The sequence below is a fragment of the Burkholderia sp. Bp8998 genome (assembly GCF_003854235.1).
GTDB lineage: Bacteria > Pseudomonadota > Gammaproteobacteria > Burkholderiales > Burkholderiaceae > Burkholderia.
On sequence record NZ_QTQF01000014.1, the window covers coordinates 21,683 to 40,457 of the forward strand.

An 18,775-nucleotide genomic window follows, 5' to 3' on the forward strand; every position below is an offset into this window, starting at 1 on the left:
CGCTCGATGAATCCCTCCCGCCTCTTCATTCTCCGGCCGGTCGGCACCGCCCTCCTGATGGCGGCGATCATGCTGGCCGGTCTCGTCGCGCTGCGCTTCCTGCCGCTCGCCGCGCTGCCCGAAGTCGACTACCCGACGATCCAGGTCCAGACCTTCTATCCGGGCGCGAGCCCGGAGGTGATGACGTCGTCGGTCACCGCGCCGCTGGAGCGGCAGTTCGGCCAGATGCCGTCGCTGAACCAGATGTCGTCGCAAAGCTCGGCCGGCGCGTCGGTGATCACGCTGCAATTCTCGCTCGACCTGCCGCTCGACATCGCCGAACAGGAAGTGCAGGCCGCGATCAACGCGGCCGGCAACCTGCTGCCGTCCGACCTCCCCGCCCCGCCGATCTACGCGAAGGTCAACCCGGCCGACGCGCCGGTGCTGACGCTCGCCATCACGTCGAAGACGTTACCGCTCACGCAGGTGCAGGACCTGACCGACACGCGCCTCGCGATGAAGATCTCGCAGATCGCGGGCGTCGGCCTCGTCAGCCTGTCGGGCGGCAACCGGCCGGCCGTGCGGATCCAGGCGAACCCCACCGCGCTCGCGCAGTACGGGATGAACCTCGACGACCTGCGCACGACGATCTCGAACCTGAACGTGAACACGCCGAAAGGCAACTTCGACGGCCCCACGCGCGCGTACACGATCAACGCGAACGACCAGCTGACGAGCGCCGACCAGTACAACGACGCGGTCGTCGCGTACAAGAGCGGCCGCCCGGTGATGCTGACCGACGTCGCGAAGGTCGTCGCCGGCTCGGAGAACACCAAGCTCGGCGCGTGGGTGAATGCGGAGCCCGCGATCATCCTGAACGTGCAGCGCCAGCCGGGCGCGAACGTGATCGCGACCGTCGACGCGATCAAGGCGCAGCTGCCGAAGCTGCAGGAGACGCTGCCCGCCGCGCTCGACGTGCAGATCGTCACCGACCGCACGACGATGATCCGCGCCGCCGTGCACGACGTGCAGTTCGAACTGCTGCTCGCGGTCGCGCTGGTCGTGCTGGTGATGTACCTGTTCCTCGCGAACATCTACGCGACCATCATCCCGAGCCTGTCGGTGCCGCTGTCGCTGATCGGCACGCTCGCGGTGATGTACATGGCCGGCTTCTCGCTGAACAACCTGTCGCTGATGGCGCTCACCATCGCGACCGGCTTCGTCGTCGACGACGCGATCGTGATGATCGAGAACATCGCGCGCTACGTCGAGGAAGGCGATTCCGGGCTCGAGGCCGCGCTGAAGGGTTCGAAGCAGATCGGCTTCACGATCATCTCGCTGACGGTGTCGCTGATCGCGGTGCTGATCCCGCTGCTGTTCATGGGCGACGTGGTCGGGCGCCTGTTCCACGAGTTCGCGATCACGCTCGCGGTGACGATCGTGATCTCGGCGATCGTGTCGCTCACGCTCGTGCCGATGATGTGCGCGAAGCTGCTGCGCCATTCGCCGCCGCCCGAAAGCCACCGCTTCGAGGCGCGCGTGCACCGCGCGATCGACTGGGTGATCGCGCGCTACGCGGTCGCGCTCGAATGGGTGCTGGACCGCCAGCGCTCGACGCTCGTCGTCGCGCTGCTGACGCTCGCGCTGACCGCCCTGCTCTACGTGTACGTGCCGAAGGGCTTCTTCCCCGCGCAGGATACCGGCGTGATCCAGGCGATCACGCAGGCGCCGCAGTCGATCTCGTACGGCGCGATGGCCGAACGCCAGCAGGCGCTCGCCGCCGAGATCCTGAAGGACCCGAACGTCGTGAGCCTCACGTCGTTCATCGGCGTCGACGGCAGCAACATCACGCTGAACAGCGGCCGGATGCTGATCAACCTGAAGGCGCGCGACGCACGCACCGAGACCGCCGCGCAGATCATCCGCGACCTGCAGCAGCGCGTCGCGAACGTGACCGGCATCTCGCTGTTCATGCAGTCGGTGCAGGACCTGACGATCGACTCGACCGTGAGCCCGACGCAGTACCAGTTCATTCTGACGAGCCCGAACCCGGACGAGTTCGCGACCTGGGTGCCGAAGCTCGTCACGCGGCTGCAGAAGGAGCCGTCGCTCGCCGACGTCGCGACCGACCTGCAGAGCAACGGCCAGTCGGTCTACATCCAGATCGACCGCGCGAGCGCCGCGCGCTTCGGCATCACGCCGGCGACCGTCGACAACGCGCTGTACGACGCGTTCGGCCAGCGCATCGTGTCGACCATCTTCACGCAGTCGAACCAGTACCGCGTGATCCTCGAGTCGGCGCCGAAGGAGCAGCATTACGCCGAATCGCTGAACGACATCTACCTGCCGTCCGCGGGCGGCGGCCAGGTGCCGCTGTCGTCGATCGCGTCGTTCCACGAGCGGCCGTCGCCGCTGCTCGTCGCGCACCTGTCGCAGTTCCCGTCGACGACGATCTCGTTCAACCTCGCACCGGGCGCATCGCTCGGCGAGGCCGTGAAGGCGATCGGCGCCGCCGAGCAGGACATCGGCCTGCCCGGCTCGTTCCAGACGCGCTTCCAGGGTGCGGCGCTCGCGTTCCAGGCGTCGCTGTCGAACCAGCTGTTCCTGATCCTCGCGGCGGTCGTCACGATGTACATCGTGCTCGGCGTGCTGTACGAGAGCTACATCCACCCGATCACGATCCTGTCGACGCTGCCGTCGGCCGGCGTCGGCGCGCTGCTCGCGCTGATGATCACCGGCCACGACCTCGACATCATCGGGATCATCGGGATCGTGCTGCTGATCGGCATCGTGAAGAAGAACGCGATCATGATGATCGACTTCGCGCTCGAGGCCGAGCGGGTCGAGGGCAAGCCGCCGCGCGAGGCGATCTACCAGGCGTGCCTGCTGCGCTTCAGGCCGATCCTGATGACGACGCTCGCCGCGCTGCTCGGCGCGGTGCCGCTGATCGTCGGCGCCGGCGCGGGCTCCGAGCTGCGCCAGCCGCTCGGGATCGCGATCGCGGGCGGCCTGATCGTGTCGCAGGTGCTGACGCTGTTCACGACGCCGGTGATCTACCTCGGCTTCGACAGCCTCGCGCGCCGCGTGCGCGGCTGGTTCGAGCGGCACGGCCCCGGCGCCGATGCCGGCACGCACCCGGGCGCGTAAGCAATGAACCTGTCGCGCCCCTTCATCACCCGCCCCGTCGCGACGACGCTGCTCGCGCTCGGCGTCGCGCTCGCGGGCCTGTTCGCGTTCATCAGGCTGCCGGTGTCGCCGCTGCCGCAGGTCGACTTCCCGACCATCTCGGTGCAGGCGTCGCTGCCCGGCGCGAGCCCCGAGACGGTCGCGACCAGCGTGACGAGCCCGCTCGAGCGGCACCTCGGCTCGATCGCCGACGTCAGCGAAATGACGTCGACCAGCACGGTCGGCAACGCGCGGATCATCCTGCAGTTCGGGCTGAACCGCGACATCGACGGCGCCGCGCGCGACGTGCAGGCCGCGATCAACGCGGCGCGCGCCGACCTGCCGGCGTCGCTGAAGAGCAACCCGACGTACCGCAAGGTCAACCCGGCCGATTCGCCGATCATGATCGTGTCGCTCACGTCGGAAACGTCGTCGCCCGCGAAGCTGTACGACGCCGCGTCGACGGTGCTGCAGCAGTCGCTGTCGCAGATCGACGGGATCGGCCAGGTGTCGGTGAGCGGTTCCGCGAACCCGGCCGTGCGCGTCGAGCTCGAACCGCATGCGCTGTTCCACTACGGGATCGGCCTCGAGGACGTGCGGGCCGCGCTCGCGTCCGCGAACGCGAACAGCCCGAAGGGCGCGATCGAGTTCGGCCCGAAGCACTACCAGCTCTATACGAACGACCAGGCCTCGCAGGCGTCGCAATACAGCGACCTGGTCGTCGCCTACCGCAACGGCGCGGCCGTGCGGCTGTCCGACCTGTCCGAGGTCGTGGACGGTGTCGAGGACCTGCGCAACCTCGGTTTGTCGAACGGCAAGCGCGCGGTGCTCGTGATCCTCTACCGCTCGCCCGGCGCGAACATCATCGAGACGATCGACCGCGTGCGCGCGGCGCTGCCGCAGCTCACCGCGTCGCTACCGGCCGACATCACGGTGACACCCGTGCTCGATCGTTCGACGACGATCCGCGCGTCGCTGAAGGACACCGAGCACACGCTGCTGATCGCGATCAGCCTGGTCGTGATGGTCGTGTTCCTGTTCCTGCGCAACTGGCGCGCGACGCTGATTCCGAGCGTCGCGGTGCCGATCTCGATCATCGGCACGTTCGGCGCGATGTACCTGCTCGGCTTCTCGATCGACAACCTGTCGCTGATGGCGCTGATCGTCGCGACCGGCTTCGTCGTCGACGATGCGATCGTCGTGCTCGAGAACATCACGCGCCACATCGAGAACGGCAAGCCCCGGCTGCAGGCCGCGTTCGACGGCGCGCGCGAGGTCGGCTTCACCGTGCTGTCGATGAGCATCTCGCTCGTCGCGGTGTTCCTGCCGATCCTGCTGATGGGCGGGATCGTCGGGCGCCTGTTCCGCGAATTCGCGCTGACGCTGTCGCTCGCGATCGGCGTGTCGCTCGCGGTGTCGCTCACCGTCACGCCGATGATGTGCGCGCGGCTGCTGCGCGAATCGCACGACGTGCAGGAGGAAGGCCGCCTCGGCCGGTTCCTCGAGCGCTTCTTCACGCGGATGCAGCGCGGCTACGAGCGCTCGCTGTCGTGGGCGCTGCGCCGCCCGCTGCTGGTCCTGCTGATCCTGTTCGCGACGATCGGGCTGAACATCTACCTGTACATCGTCGTGCCGAAGGGCTTCTTCCCGCAGCAGGACACGGGGCTGATGATCGGCGGCATCCAGGCCGACCAGTCGACCTCGTTCCAGGCGATGAAGCTGAAGTTCTCCGAGATGATGCGGATCGTGCAGGCCAACCCGAACGTGAAGAGCGTCGCGGGCTTCACCGGCGGCACGCAGACCAACTCGGGCTTCATGTTCGTCACGCTGAAGGACCGCACCGAGCGCAAGCTGTCGGCCGACCAGGTGATCCAGCAGCTGCGCAGGCCGCTGGCCGACGTTTCAGGCGCGCGCACCTTCCTGCAGGCCGCGCAGGACATCCGCGTCGGCGGCCGGCAGAGCAACGCGCAGTACCAGTTCACGCTGCTCGGCGATTCAAGCGCCGAACTGTACAAGTGGGGGCCGCTGCTGACCGAGGCGCTGCAGAAGCGCACCGAGCTGACCGACGTGAACTCCGACCAGCAGCAAGGCGGCCTCGAGGCGATGGTGACGATCGACCGCGCGACCGCCGCGCGGCTCGGCATCAAGCCCGCGCAGATCGACAACACGCTGTACGACGCGTTCGGCCAGCGCCAGGTCTCGACGATCTACAACCCGCTGAACCAGTACCACGTCGTGATGGAAGTCGCGCCGAAATACTGGCAGAGCCCGGAGATGCTGAACCAGGTGTGGATCAGCAAGTCGGGCGGCAGCGCGAACGGCTCGCAGACGACCAACGCGGCGGCCGGCACCTTCGTCGCGACCTCGGCCGGCACGTCGAGCGCCGGCACGGCCGCCACCAGCGCCGCGGCGATCGCGTCCGATTCCGCGCGCAACCAGGCGCTGAACTCGATCGCGTCGAGCGGCAAGTCGAGCGCGTCGTCGGGCGCGGCCGTGTCGACGTCGAAGTCGACGATGATCCCGCTGTCCGCGATCGCGACCTTCGGCCCGAGCACGACGCCGCTGTCGGTCAACCACCAGGGGCTGTTCGTCGCGACGACGATCTCGTTCAACCTGCCGCCGGGCGTGTCGCTGTCGCAGGCGACCCAGGTGATCTACCAGACGATGGCGCAGATCGGCGTGCCGCCGACGATCGTCGGCAGCTTCCAGGGCACCGCGCAGGCGTTCCAGCAATCGCTGAACAACCAGCCGATCCTGATCCTCGCGGCGCTGCTGGCCGTCTACATCGTGCTCGGGATCCTGTACGAGAGCTACATCCACCCGATCACGATCCTGTCGACGCTGCCGTCGGCCGGCGTCGGCGCCCTGCTCGCGCTGCTGCTGTTCAAGACCGAGTTCAGCATCATCGCGCTGATCGGCGTGATCCTGCTGATCGGTATCGTCAAGAAGAACGCGATCATGATGATCGACTTCGCGATCGACCAGACGCGCAGCGGCCGCAAGTCGTCGTTCGACGCGATCCACGAGGCGTGCCTGCTGCGCTTCCGGCCGATCATGATGACCACGATGGCGGCGCTCCTTGGCGCGCTGCCGCTCGCGTTCGGCCACGGCGACGGCGCCGAGCTGCGCGCGCCGCTCGGGATCGCGATCGCCGGCGGGCTGGTCATGTCGCAGGTGCTGACGCTCTATACGACGCCGGTCGTCTATCTGTACATGGACCGGTTCCGCGTGTGGGGCGAGAAGCGCCGCAACCGCCACGGCGATTCGGGCGGACCGGCGGTGGCCGGCGAGTAGGCGGATCACGGGGCAAGCGGCCGCATCGGGCGGCCGCTCGACCTGCTTGCACGCCGGCGGCGATCGGCTATCGTGTGTCCATGCCCACCCTCGCGCCCCTTTCCGGGGATTCGCCATGAACGTCCAGCTGAACCATACGATCGTCTGGTGCCGCGACAAGCACGCGTCGAGCCGCTTCCTCACCGAGCTTCTGGAACTGCCGGCGCCGACGCCGTTCGGCGCGATGCTGGTCGTCCCGCTCGACAACGGCGTGTCGCTCGATTTCTACGAAAAGCAGGGAGAGATCACGGCCCAGCACTACGCGTTCCTGACCGACGAGGCCGGCTTCGATCGCGTGTTCGCGCGCATTCGCGAGCGCGGACTGCCGCACTGGGCCGATCCCGCGAAGCGGCACCCCGGCGACATCTACCGCCACGACGGCGGGCGCGGCGTCTATTTCGACGATCCGGACGGTCACTTCCTCGAAGTGATGACGCGGCCGTACGTGCTGAACGGATAGCGGAGCGCGCCGGCCGGCGTTGCACCGGCCGACGCGGCGTCACGGGCGGCGCCCTCGGTCGGACGCCACCCCGCCCAGACGCCGTTACTCGGCGGCGGCCGTCTTGCGCGGACGACGCGCGCGGGTCGCCGTCTTGCGGGCCGGCTTCTTCGGCTTGGCGCCGGTTGCCGCTTCAACAGCAACTTCGATAGCCGCTTCACCGGTCGATTCGGCAGCCGGTGCGGCCGATGCTCCTTCGTGCGACGGCTGCGCGGCAGCCGCCGAGACACCGTATTCGCCGGCCGTCGGCGCCGCGTGCTGCGCCGCGACATGCCGGTCCTCACCGTGCTCCGCGTCGCGATGCGTCGCTTCGGCATGCCTTCCTGCTGCGTGCTTGCCTTCGGCATGCTTGCCGTCCGCGTGCTTGTCGCCATCGTGCTTCGCACCGCCGTGCGCAGCCTCGTCCGGCTTCGCCGCCGCGTGACGGCCGGCGCCCTTCGCCTCACCGCCCTTCTTCGCGCCGGCCTTCTTCGCCGGGCTCTTGCGCGCGCGCTTGCGGCCGTCCTTTGCGTCACCGTGCGTCCCGGCCGCATCGGCCGCTTCGGCCGAGACCGCCTGCACGCTCGCTGCTTCGTTCGTGACGTCGACGGCCGCCTCTTCAACATCGGCCTGCACGCTTTCCGGCACGGCCGCTTCCGCCCGCTGCCCGCGACGCCGCGGCTCGCGCTCGGCCGTTGCAGCTTCCGCGTGACGCCCGCCATGCCCGTGCTGCGCGCCACCGGCATCACGTGCCGGCACCACCGGCTCCGTCGCCGCGGACTGGCGCGGCCGCGACACGAACGCGCCCGACTTGTCGTCGCGCCCCACCTCGAGCAGGCCGCGGGCCTGCGCTTCGTCGAGCAGGTTGCCGAACGCACGGAAGCCGTAATACGACTCGTTGAAGTCCGGCTTGCGGCGCTTGATCGCGCTCTTGAGCACCGACGCCCAGATCTTGCCGACATCGTCGCGCTCCGATGCCAGCGCATCGAACGTCTCGACCGCGAGCGCGATCGCCTCGCTGCGGCGCACTTCCAGCTCCGGCTTGCGCGACGGCTCGTCGGCGCGCTTCGCACCGCCGTTGCCGGTGCGCTGCTGTTCGCGCTTCGCCAGCGCGCGCTGCTGCTCGCGCACCAGATCGTCGTAGAAAATGAATTCGTCGCAGTTCGCGACCAGCAGGTCCGACGTCGACTTCTTCACGCCGACCCCGATCACCTTCTTCGCGTTCTCGCGCAGCTTCGACACGAGCGGCGAGAAATCCGAGTCGCCGCTGATGATCACGAACGTATCGACGTGCGACTTCGTGTAGCAGAGATCGAGCGCGTCCACGACGAGCCGGATGTCGGCCGAATTCTTGCCCGACTGGCGCACGTGCGGAATCTCGATCAGCTCGAAGCTCGCCTCGTGCATCGATGCCTTGAAGCCCTTGTAGCGCTCCCAGTCGCAATACGCCTTCTTCACGACGATGCTGCCCTTCAGCAGCAGCCGCTCCAGCACGGGCTTGATGTCGAATTTCTCGTACTTCGCGTCGCGCACGCCGAGCGCGACGTTCTCGAAGTCGCAGAACACGGCCATGCTGACGTTGTCCAGGGGTAATGCCATGTGTACTCCAACCGGTTGGTCGCCGCGTTGCATTGCGTCGCGGCGAAAAATGCATCGCGCACATGATAGCCGGTCGGCGGGCCGATTCCGTGTTCCATGCGCGCGACCGCGCGGACGACGGGGCGCCGTGCCGGCCATGTCGGTGCGGTATAGCCCCAATTGCCCGCGCGCCGCCGCCCCAATTCGACATACACTTGAGTATCGGTCGTCCGTCCCTATCTGGAAGGATGACGCATCGAGCAAGGAGCGGTTTCATGACGACGAAGGTATTGCTGATTGGCGCGAGCGGCCGCACGGGCCGGGCCTGCGCGGATCTGCTGCTCGAGCAGCCGGAATTCGAGGTGACTGCGCTGGTGCGCCGGCACGGCTACGCGCTGCCGGGCGCGAAGGTCGTGGAAGCCGATCTGACGGGCGATTTCTCGCACGCGTTCCAGGGCATCACACACGTGATCTACGCGGCGGGCTCGGCGGAATCGGAAGGCGCCGCCGAAGAGGAGCAGATCGACCGCGACGCGGTCGCGCGCGCGGCCGAACACGCGCTCGCGTACAACGTGCAGAAGCTGGTCGTGATCAGTTCGCTGACCGCGTACTGGCCGGAGCGCAGCGGCGACGCGCTGCGCCACTATTCGCAGATGAAGCGCGAAGGCGACGAGCGCGTGATCGCGTCGGGCATCGACTACGTGATCCTGCGCCCCGGCCCGCTCGGGGACGGCCCGGGCGTCGGCAAGATCGCGCTGACCGAGGAGCCGCTCGCCGCGGCGCCGCCGGTGTCGCGGCAGGATGTCGCGTGGGCCGCGATCGAGGCGATCAAGCTCGGCATTTCGCGCAAGGTCATCGGCTTCGTCGGCGGCAGCGTGCCGATCGAGCAGGCATTGCGCGCGTAACACACGCCCGCGCCGCCGCGGGGCGGCGCGTTGCGTCGCGCACCCGGCCCGCGATGCGGGCCGCTTTACCGCGCGCAGACTGCCTGCGGGCTTACGGCTTCGGATGCGCGTCGGCCCACGCCTTCACCGCGCCGAGCGTGTTCTCGACATGCTTGTCAGGCGACAGGCTCGTATATTCGTACAACACCTTCCCTTCCGGCGAAATCACGTAGGACACGCGGTTCGCGCGATCGAGCGCGGGCAGCTTCGCGTCGTATTCGCGGATGATCTTCGCGTCCGGATCGGCCGCGACCGGGAACTTGCTGCGGCACTCGCTCACGGAGAACTTCGTCAGCGTGTCGATGTTGTCGGCGGAGACCCCGATCACCGTCGCGCCGTAAGCCTTGTAACGATCGACCGCATCCGCGAACGCATGCGCCTCGATGGTGCACCCCTTCGTGAACGCGGCCGGGTAGAAGTACAGCACGACCGGCCCGTGCTTCAGCGCATCGGCCAGCGAGTACGTGTAAGTCTTGCCGCCCAGCGACGCCGGCGTCGTAAAGCCGGGCGCCGTGTCGCCCGGCTTCAGTTCCGCCTGCGCGACCAGCGCGTGGCCGGCCACCAGCAGCGCCGCCACGGCGCCCACCAATAGTTTTCGCTTCATCTGCGTCCTCATTTCTTATAAAGTCAGCCTCGATGTAGGCCACACCAGCGTTCGCCTGCCGAACACCGGTGGGCACAACCCGGTCCAGCGGCAGCGCCAGCCGCGGCCGGCCGGTTAAAGATTTCGCGCAGCCTGCCGTTATTCCTTCCGGACAACCGGTTCCAGCCCTTCACGTCAGCGAGACACATGGAAGCCAACAGGAAACAGACGCCACGCAAGGGCTCCTGGCGCAATGCCTTGCATACGCTGCGCCGCTTCGCCTGGTCAGGCGGCGCGCTGATGCCTGCGCGCGCCGGCGCGCCGCGCCGCGACGACACCGTGCGCAACTGGCTGGAGCAGACGGTCGGCACGGTGGATTTCCTCGCTCATGTCGACCGCGAGCTGCGCTTTCTGTATGTGTCCGACGCGAGCCTGCGCTTCATCGGTTATCACCGCGACTACCTGCACACGCTGACGCTGCGCGACCTGATCGCGGAACAGGATACCGCGACGCTCGAAGGCCTGCTTGCGCGCGCCACGCGTTCCGGCCAGGTCGAGAAGGCGACGATGTGCATCGTCAAGTCGCTCACCTACCCGCTCGACGTCGAGATTCGTGCGTTCAAGAGCCGCCATCATGGCGTCGACGGCTTCGCGATCGCGGCGTTCGACGTGTCGGCCTGGCGTGCGCTCGAGGCCCGCCTGACGTACGAGATGCACCACGACCCGATGACGGGGCTCGACAACCTGTCCGCGCTCGTGCCGGCGCTGATGCGCGCGCAGCAGGCCGCCGACGAGAGCGGCACCTGCGCGGCGCTGCTGCTGCTCGACCTCGACGACTACCAGCGCATCAACCGCGCGCTCGGCTACGACGCCGGCGACACGTTGCTGCGCGACACCGCGCGGCGGCTGCAGGCGCTCGTGGCGCCCGACGAGCAGCTCGCGCGCGTCGCGAGCGACAAGTTCGCGATCGTGTTCAACGCCCCGGACCGCACGCGCGCGAGCGAAGCCGCGGACGCGCTCGCGCGCCGGCTGCAGGCCGCGGTGCGCGAACCTTACGGATACCAGGGGCAGACCGTCCACCTGTCCGCGAGCATCGGCATCGCGCTGTACCCGGACGAACGGGCCGCGCCCCATCGCGCACAGCACCACAGCCCGCTGCTGCGCCGCGCCGACCACGCACTCGCGCAGGCGAAGGCATCGGGCGGCAACGCACTCGCGTTTCACGCGCCGGTCGACGATCCGGCCGACGCCGAGCGGCTCAAGCTCGAAGCCGACCTGTACGACGGCGTGCGCAACGGCGAGTTCTCGCTCCACTTCCAGCCGATCACGCGCAGCCAGTCGGGGGCGGTGGACGGCGTCGAGGCGCTGATCCGCTGGCGTCATCCGGTGCACGGCCTCGTGCCGCCGGCGACCTTCATCCCGCTCGCCGAATCGATCGGCCTGATCAACTACCTCGGCAACTGGGTGCTCAAGGCCGCATGCATGCAGCTCGTCGCCTGGGATCGCCAGGGGCTCGCGCTGCAGTATGTGGCGGTCAACGTGTCGCCGCAGCAGTTCCGCGACCCGCGCTTCACGCAGAGCGTGCGCGAGGCGATCGCGCTGACGGGCATCGACCCGCGCCGCATCGTGCTGGAAATCACCGAAAGCCTGCTGATGCACGACCCCATACAGGCGAAGGGGCTGCTCGAGGAGCTGACCGAGCTCGGCATCCGCTTCGCGATCGACGATTTCGGCACCGGCTATTCGAGCCTCGCGTACCTGCAGCGCTTCCCGCTCGCGAAGCTGAAGATCGACCGCAGCTTCGTCGAGAACCTGCTGACGTCGCGCAACGACCGCGCGATCGTGTCGGCGGTGGTCGGCCTCGCGCAGACGCTCGATCTCGAGCTCGTCGCGGAAGGCGTCGAGACCGAGGCGCAGCGCAAGCTGCTGACCGAGATGGGCTGCAACCACATCCAGGGCTGGCTCGTGTGTCAGGCGCTGCCGTCCGAGGAACTCGCACGACGCTTCGAGGCGCAACAGCTGCGCCTGCACGCCGCCTGACGCGCGCGGCGAACCGGATAGATCCGTATGTCAATCACCGCACACCTGCCCCGCACGGCGCTGCTCGACAAGCTGTGGGCCCGGATGAACGAACGGGGCGACTTCCCGCTGCTGTCGGAATCGCTGCGCGCGACGATGGCCGCGATGAAGAACGACGACCTCGACTTCACCGCGCTCGTGCGCGTCGTGCTGTCGGATTTCGCGCTCACGCAGAAAGTCCTGCGGCTGGCCAATTCCGCGATGTACATGGCGTTCGGCGGCAACATCACGACCGTCACGCGGGCGCTGATGGTCCTCGGCATGGACACGGTCGGCCATCTCGTCGTCGGGCTGAAGCTCGTCGACCATTTCCACCACAGTACGCCGCGCCGCATCGACGCGAAGCTCGAGCTGAACCGCGCGCTGCTGTCCGGCTGCGTCGCCCGCAAGCTCACCGAGCATGCGGAGCTGCGCGGCGGCGAGGAAGCCGTCGTCTGCACGCTGATGCGCCAGGTCGGCAAGCTGCTGGTGGTCTGCTATCTCGACACCGAATGGGACCGGATCCGCCGTCGCGCCGCCGAGCTGGACGGCGACGATGCGGCCGCGTGCATCGACGTGCTCGGCGTCGGCTTCGACGAGATCGGTCTCGAGGCCGCCGCGAGCTGGCGGCTGCCGGACGTGATCCGCGCCGGGATGGCCGACGGCGACGGCCATCCCGCGCACGCCGCCAGCCTCGACGAGGACGAGGACGACGCCGACGACAACCGCCAGCAGTCCCGCGACGCGTGCGCCGACGAGAGCCCCGACCGCGTACGCTGGCTGCGCGCGGTGAGCCGCTGCTCGACCGATGTTGCCGGTGCGCTCGCGATGCCCGCGGGCCCGCAGCGCGACGCGCGCATCGCGGTGCTCGCGCAGCACTACGGGCAGGAGCTGGAAATCGACGCCGACGCGCTGGTGGAAATCGCCGACCGGCTCGCACGCGAGGAAGCGAGCGACACCGTGATGCGCGAGATCGTCGAGCTGCGCGCGAACGCCGATGCGATCGCGCGGGCGCAGCCCGATCCCGAGGCCTGCCTCGAGGCCGGCCTCGCCGACCTGCGCGCGCTGCCGTCCGAACACGTGCTGACGCCGGTGCTCGCACTCGCGTCGGAAAGCCTGCTCGCGGGTCTCGCGTTCACGCGCACCGTGATGTTCGTGCGCCGGGAAGACGGCGCGTTCGCCGCGCGCCTCGGCTTCGGCCCGGACGTCGATGCGGCGCTCGACCGGCTGTGCTTCGACGAGCGCTTCGAGCCGGACGTGTTCCATCTCGCGATCACGAACTCGGTCGGCATCTTCATCGAGCAGGCGCAGGACCCGAAGATGGTGAAGCGCCTGCCCGCGTGGTACCTCGATGCGCTTCCCGACACGCGCGCGTTCGTGCTGCTGCCGGTGCGCGTCCGCACGACGACCGTCGGCCTGCTGTACGGCGACTGGGCCGGCGCGCAGCCGGCGCGCAAGATCACGCAGCAGGAGATGAGCGTGCTCAACGAGCTCGCGCGCGAACTGGGGCGGTTCTTCCCCGCGTGACGCAAGCCGCATGCGACCGGCGGCCACCCGCCGGCCTGCGTGCGCGTTGCGGCGCCGCAAATGCAAACCGGCCGCGAAAGCGGCCGGCTGCATGTACGACGGATCGCAACGCTTACTTGAGCGTGACCGGCACGCTGAAGTACTTCTTCGCGAGGTTGTCGATCGTGCCGTCGGCCTTCAGGTCCTTCAGCGCCTGATCGAGCGCGGTCTTCAGCGCCGCGTCGTTCTTGCGCAGGCCGAAGCCGACGCCCGAGCCGAGGATCTCGGCATCGCTGACCGTGCCGCCGGCGAAGCCGAAGCCCTGGCCTTGCGGCTTCGACAGAAAGCCCTTCGAGCCCGCTTCCGAATCCTGGAACGTCGCGTCGAGACGGCCCGACTTCAGGTCGGCGTAGGCCAGGTCCTGCGTCTGGTACGGCACGACTTCGACGCCGGCCGGCGCCCACTTCTTCTTCGCATACGCTTCCTGGATCGTGCCCTGCAGCACGCCGACGCGCTTGCCCTTCAGCGCTTGCGGGGTCGGCTGGAGGCCGCTGCCCTGCTTCGCGATCAGCTGGTTCGGGATCGTGTAGATCGGATCGGTGAACGCGATCGCGTGCTTGCGCTGGTCGGTGATCGTCATGTCCGAGTTGATCGCATCGAACTTGCGCGCCTGCAGCGCGGGGATCAGGCCGTCGAAGTCGTTCTCGACCCACACGCACTTCGTCTTCAGCTTCGCGCACACCGCGTTGCCAACGTCGATATCGAAGCCGGTCAGCTTGCCGTCGGGCGTCTTGTATTCGAACGGCGCGTACGAGGCCTCGACGCCGAACCGGATCTCCTTCAGATCCGCCGCCATCGCGCTGCCTGCCGCCACGGCCGAGGCCGCCACTACCGCGTGCGCGGCCACTTTACGCCAATCCAACTTCATCAGGTGTTCTCCTCGATACTCGAATGTTCCGGAACTACGGGCGCATGCATCATTGCAGGGTCGGATGACAACGACAATCCCGATGCCGCGCCTTGATGCGGCGCAACAGCCGCAAGGCCGCGATTGTACCAATCCGGGCGGCCCGATACGGTAAGGCGGCCGCCAACGCACGATGCTGCGCTGCGTGCGCGACGACGGCCGGATGCGCCGTCGAACTTGCAAGACGATGTCGCAAATACGCAAGCGCGACGCGCGGGCCGTCTGCGCGGCATGCGGGCGTCTACGCAACAGGGGGATGCCGTGGGACGATGCGCGGGCTCCGGATCACCGTAGCCACGCGCAACCGGTCACCGTTCAGACGAGCGAGGCGAGCGTGTCGCGCGTCGTGTCGATCACGAGCAGGCCCGCGCGCAGACCCGGCTTCACGCCCGGATTCGGAAACACGATGCGCTCCTCGTCGTGCTGCACCGTATAGCGGTAGTCGCCGTCCTGCGCGAGCACGGTGCCGCGCGCGAACGCGGTGAAGTTCGCGACGTCGGCCGCGACGAACAATTCGAGCGCGTCACTCTGCTTCGTGATCTGGTCGATCACGGTGAACACGCGCGGTAATGGCGGATGGCCGCCCCGAGCATTGACATCGCGCGATGCGCCCGAGACGAGCTTGCGCACCGCACGATCCGCCGGCGCGAAGCGCGCCAGGTCGTTCTGGCCGAACGGCCGCACCTTGCCGAGTTCGAGCGTGCATGCGAGCGCGCCGCACTGCGCGGCCGTGTAATGCGAATACGTGTTGCCCTTCGCGGTATGCAGCAGCACGGCCGCGATGCGCGCGTCGCCGAGCCACTCGATCATCGCGCGGGTCGGCGGCGTGCCCGTGTGCGGCAGCAGCGCGAACTGCTCGAACACCGATGCGCGGATCGCCGTGTGCATGTCGATGTGCCAGCGCGCGCCGCCCGCCGGCGCGGCCGCGAAGAACGCGGCGGCCGCCGCTTCGAGCTGCGCCGCACGCGGCGCTTCGCGGCTCGTCGGCACTTGCGCGTGACGACCGCTGAACAGGCGGTTCAGGTCGTCGTCGAGATAGCGTTCGCCCGCGCGCATCGCCGGCACGTTGCCGAGCACGACGAGCACTCGGCACGCGAGCGGCAGCGTGCCCGCCGCGAGATCGCGCACGAGCATCGACAGCAGCTCGATCGGCGCGGTCTCGTCGCCATGCACGCCGGCCGACACGAGCACGCTCGCGCGCCCTGCATCGTCACCCGCCGGCTCGAGTTCGAGCAGCCCGTCGCCGAGCCATTGCCAGCGCACCGCACCGTCCGCGCACGCGCCGTCCTTCACGGCCGGCGTGTCACCCGCGAGCGTGAACGCGAGGAAGTCGTCGAGCAGCGTGGCAGCCGACATGCGGGGCTCAGCGCTGGAAGTCATACAGCGACCCGACGCGCAGGATCTGCGTGAGTTCGTCGAGCGCCGTGCGCGATTCGTCGAGCAGCGTCGGATCGGCGAGGTCTTCCGGTGCGAGACGGTCGCGGTAGTGCTTTTCGATCCATGCATCGAGCGACGCGAACAGCGTGTCGTTGATCCACACGTTCGACGTGACGGCCGCGCGCTCGGCGTCGCTCAGCACGACGCGCAGGCGCAGGCACGCGGGGCCGCCGCCGTTCTTCATGCTTTCGCGCAGGTCGAACACGAGCACGTCGCGGATCGGACCGTTGCCGGCCGCGAGCTGGTCGAGATAGGCGGCGACGTTCGCGTTCTCGCGGCACTCCTGCGGCACGACGAGCACCTGCGAGCCGTCCGCGCGCGACAGCAGCTGGCTGTTGAACAGGTACGACGTCACCGCATCGTTCACGCTCACGGCCGCATCGGGCACCTCGATCACGTTCAGCCGCGCGCCGCGCGCGTCGAGCGTCGCCGTCAGCGTGTCGTAGATCGCCTGCTTGTTGACGAACGCGCGCTCGTGCGTGAACAGCGTGTCGCGGTTGCCGACCGAGATCACGTCGTTGTGGAACACGCCCGCGTCGATCACGTCCGGATCCTGCTGCGCATAGACCGTCGCCGTTTCGGCGAGACCGTGGCGATGCGCGACCGCGCGGCTCGCCTCGAAGGTCTGGCGCGCCGGGAAGCGCTTCGGCTCCGGGCCGCGGCGGTATTCCGCGCGGCCGTACACGAAGAACTCGACGCCCGGCTGGCCGTATTGCGCGCAAAAGCGCGTATGGTTCGCCGCGCCTTCGTCGCCGAGTGCCGGCGTGCCCGTCAGCGCCTCGTGCACCGCGAAGTGCGCGGGATCGGCGAACAGCGTCGACAGCGTACGGCGCGTCGCTTCGTGCTCGATCGCGCGATGCAGCTTGCTGCACAGGTTGGCCGGCGTGAAGTGCACGCGGCCGTCGCTCGTGTCGGCCGACGGGCTGACGGTCGCCGCGTTCGCGGTCCACATCGCCGACGCCGAGCTCGCCGCGGCGAGCAGCTCGGGCGCCTGCTTCGCGGCCTTCGCGATCACGTCCGCGTCCTTGCCGGAGAAGCCGAGCTCGCGCAACAGGCGCAGCGACGGGCGCTCCTGCGGCGGCAGCACGCCTTGCGCGAAGCCGAGATCCGCGAGCTGCTTCATCTTGCGCAGCCCCTGCTTCGCGGCGGCCTTCGGGTTCGCGGCCGACTTCTCGTTGTTGAGCGACGCCACGTTGCCGAACGACAGCCCGGCATAGTTGTGGGTCGGGCCGACGAGTCCGTCGAAATTGGCTTCTTGTGCGTTCATCGTCGTTCCCTCGATCAGAAATGCAGGCCCGGCGACAGGCTCGCGGGCAAGGTCAGTTCGGTGCTTTCCACCGACGCCATCGGATACGCGCAATAGTCGGCCGCGTAGTACGCGCTCGGCCGATGGTTGCCCGAGCGGCCCGTGCCGCCGAACGGCGCGGCGGACGATGCGCCGTTGGTCGGACGGTTCCAGTTGACGATCCCCGCACGGATCGTGCGGCGGAAGTGGTCCCATGCGTGCGCGTCGTCGGCCAGCAGGCCGGCGGACAGGCCGAACGCCGTGTCGTTCGCGCGCTCGATCGCTTCGTCGAAGGTCGCGTAGCGCACGATCTGCGCGAGCGGGCCGAAGTGCTCCTCGTCGGGCAGGCTCGCCACGCCGGTCACGTCGATGATCGACGCATTCACGAAGCCCAGGCGCGGATCGCGCTGCGTCATCGCGATGATCGGCTTCGCGCCCTGCTCGACCAGGCGCGACTGCGCGTCGACGAGCTTCGCGGCCGCGCGCGCCGAGATCACCGCACCCATGAACGGCTGCGGATCGGCGTCGAACACGTCGGCCGTGATCTTCGACGTGACGTCGGCGAAGCGTGCGAGGAAGCGGTCGCCGAACGCGCCCTGCGGCACGAAGATGCGGCGTGCGCACGTGCAGCGCTGGCCGGCCGACAGGAACGCCGACTGGATCGTGTGATGCACGGCCGCGTCGATGTCCTCGACTTCGCCGATCACGAGCGGGTTGTTGCCGCCCATCTCGAGCGCGAGCACGATTTCCGGACGGCCGCCGAACTGCTTGTGCAGCAGCGTGCCGGTATCCGAGCTGCCGGTGAAGAACAGCCCGTCGATCTGGCGGTGATTCGCGAGCGCGATGCCCGTGTCCTTCTCGCCCTGCACGAGGTTCAGCACGCCGGCCGGCAGCCCGGCCTCCTGCCACACCTCGACCGTCGCACGCGCGACGCCCGGTGCGAGCTCCGACGGCTTGAACACGACCGTGTTGCCCGCGATCAGCGCCGGCACGATATGGCCGTTCGGCAAGTGGCCGGGGAAGTTGTACGGGCCGAACACCGCGACGACGCCGTGCGGGCGATGGCGCAGCACCGCGACGCCGTCGGCCATGTCCTGGCGCTTCTCGCCGGTGCGTTCCTGGTACGCCTGGATCGAGATGCCGACCTTCGCGGCCATCGCCGCGACTTCGGTGCGCGCTTCCCACAGCGGCTTGCCCGTCTCGCGGCCGATTGCGGTCGCGATCGCTTCCTTGCGCTCGGTGAGCAGCACCGCGAAGCGCTTGGCGATCGCGCAGCGCGCATCGAAGTCGAGCGCCGACCAGCCGGCGAACGCACGGCGCGCACTCGCGACCGCACGGTCGACGTCGGCCGCCGATGCGCTGTCGCCCTGCCATGCGATCGCGTCGGTGCCCGGGTTGCGCGAAGCGAAGACGGGGCCCGAGCCTGCGACCCAGGCGCCGTCGATGAAGAGTTCCGTCATGA

Annotated in this window: 12 protein-coding genes; 6 read left to right on the top strand and 6 right to left on the bottom strand. The window is 68.6% G+C overall.

Annotated elements, in window-relative coordinates; all coding sequences use genetic code 11:
* Positions 1-6 precede the first annotated feature (6 nt).
* The 3 genes from DIE06_RS15760 to DIE06_RS15770 all read left to right on the top strand — a co-directional run bounded on the left by DIE06_RS15760 (position 7) and on the right by DIE06_RS15770 (position 6,937).
* Positions 7-3,126 (top strand): MdtB/MuxB family multidrug efflux RND transporter permease subunit, encoded by a 3,120-nt coding sequence (locus tag DIE06_RS15760; protein WP_124662219.1) that lies wholly within the window; start codon positions 7-9, stop codon positions 3,124-3,126.
* 3 nt (positions 3,127-3,129) lie between these two features.
* Positions 3,130-6,438, top strand: coding sequence for an efflux RND transporter permease subunit (locus tag DIE06_RS15765; protein WP_124662220.1), 3,309 nt, complete (start codon positions 3,130-3,132; stop codon positions 6,436-6,438).
* 115 nt (positions 6,439-6,553) lie between these two features.
* Positions 6,554-6,937 (top strand): VOC family protein, encoded by a 384-nt coding sequence (locus DIE06_RS15770; RefSeq protein ID WP_409364506.1) that lies wholly within the window; start codon positions 6,554-6,556, stop codon positions 6,935-6,937.
* Positions 6,938-7,021: 84 nt separating this feature from the next.
* Here the strand turns inward: DIE06_RS15770 and DIE06_RS15775 are convergent, their stop codons facing one another.
* Positions 7,022-8,554, bottom strand: coding sequence for an NYN domain-containing protein (locus DIE06_RS15775; RefSeq protein ID WP_124662222.1), 1,533 nt, complete (start codon positions 8,552-8,554; stop codon positions 7,022-7,024).
* Between the two features lie 254 nt (positions 8,555-8,808).
* Here DIE06_RS15775 and DIE06_RS15780 point away from each other — a divergent pair, with 254 nt between their 5' ends.
* On the top strand, positions 8,809-9,438 hold the full coding sequence (locus tag DIE06_RS15780; protein ID WP_124662223.1) for an NAD(P)H-binding protein: 630 nt from the start codon (positions 8,809-8,811) through the stop codon (positions 9,436-9,438).
* Between the two features lie 91 nt (positions 9,439-9,529).
* Here DIE06_RS15780 and DIE06_RS15785 read toward each other — a convergent pair whose 3' ends face one another.
* Entirely contained in the window at positions 9,530-10,081 is a 552-nt protein-coding gene (locus tag DIE06_RS15785; RefSeq protein ID WP_124662224.1) for a peroxiredoxin, read from the bottom strand.
* Positions 10,082-10,360: 279 nt separating this feature from the next.
* On the opposite strand from DIE06_RS15785, the gene cdpA reads away from it, so the two are divergent.
* Together cdpA and DIE06_RS15795 are read left to right on the top strand one after the other, a co-directional pair.
* Positions 10,361-12,100 (top strand): cyclic di-GMP phosphodiesterase CdpA, encoded by a 1,740-nt coding sequence (gene cdpA / locus DIE06_RS15790; protein ID WP_221624056.1) that lies wholly within the window; start codon positions 10,361-10,363, stop codon positions 12,098-12,100.
* Between the two features lie 27 nt (positions 12,101-12,127).
* A complete protein-coding gene (locus DIE06_RS15795; RefSeq protein ID WP_124662226.1) occupies positions 12,128-13,645 on the top strand; it encodes an HDOD domain-containing protein in 1,518 nt (505 codons plus the stop codon).
* A 112-nt stretch (positions 13,646-13,757) separates the two neighbouring features.
* On the opposite strand, the gene DIE06_RS15800 is transcribed toward DIE06_RS15795, so the two are convergent.
* From DIE06_RS15800 to astD, 4 genes are all read right to left on the bottom strand, one after another.
* A complete protein-coding gene (locus DIE06_RS15800; RefSeq protein ID WP_124662227.1) occupies positions 13,758-14,552 on the bottom strand; it encodes an ABC transporter substrate-binding protein in 795 nt (264 codons plus the stop codon).
* A 354-nt stretch (positions 14,553-14,906) separates the two neighbouring features.
* Positions 14,907-15,947: a succinylglutamate desuccinylase gene (astE, locus tag DIE06_RS15810; RefSeq protein WP_185733413.1), complete on the bottom strand. Its 1,041-nt coding sequence runs from the start codon at positions 15,945-15,947 to the stop codon at positions 14,907-14,909.
* Between the two features lie 7 nt (positions 15,948-15,954).
* Positions 15,955-17,295, bottom strand: coding sequence for an N-succinylarginine dihydrolase (gene astB / locus DIE06_RS15815; protein WP_124662229.1), 1,341 nt, complete (start codon positions 17,293-17,295; stop codon positions 15,955-15,957).
* 14 nt (positions 17,296-17,309) lie between these two features.
* Positions 17,310-18,773 (bottom strand): succinylglutamate-semialdehyde dehydrogenase, encoded by a 1,464-nt coding sequence (gene astD / locus DIE06_RS15820; RefSeq protein WP_124662230.1) that lies wholly within the window; start codon positions 18,771-18,773, stop codon positions 17,310-17,312.
* Positions 18,774-18,775: the final 2 nt, after the last annotated feature.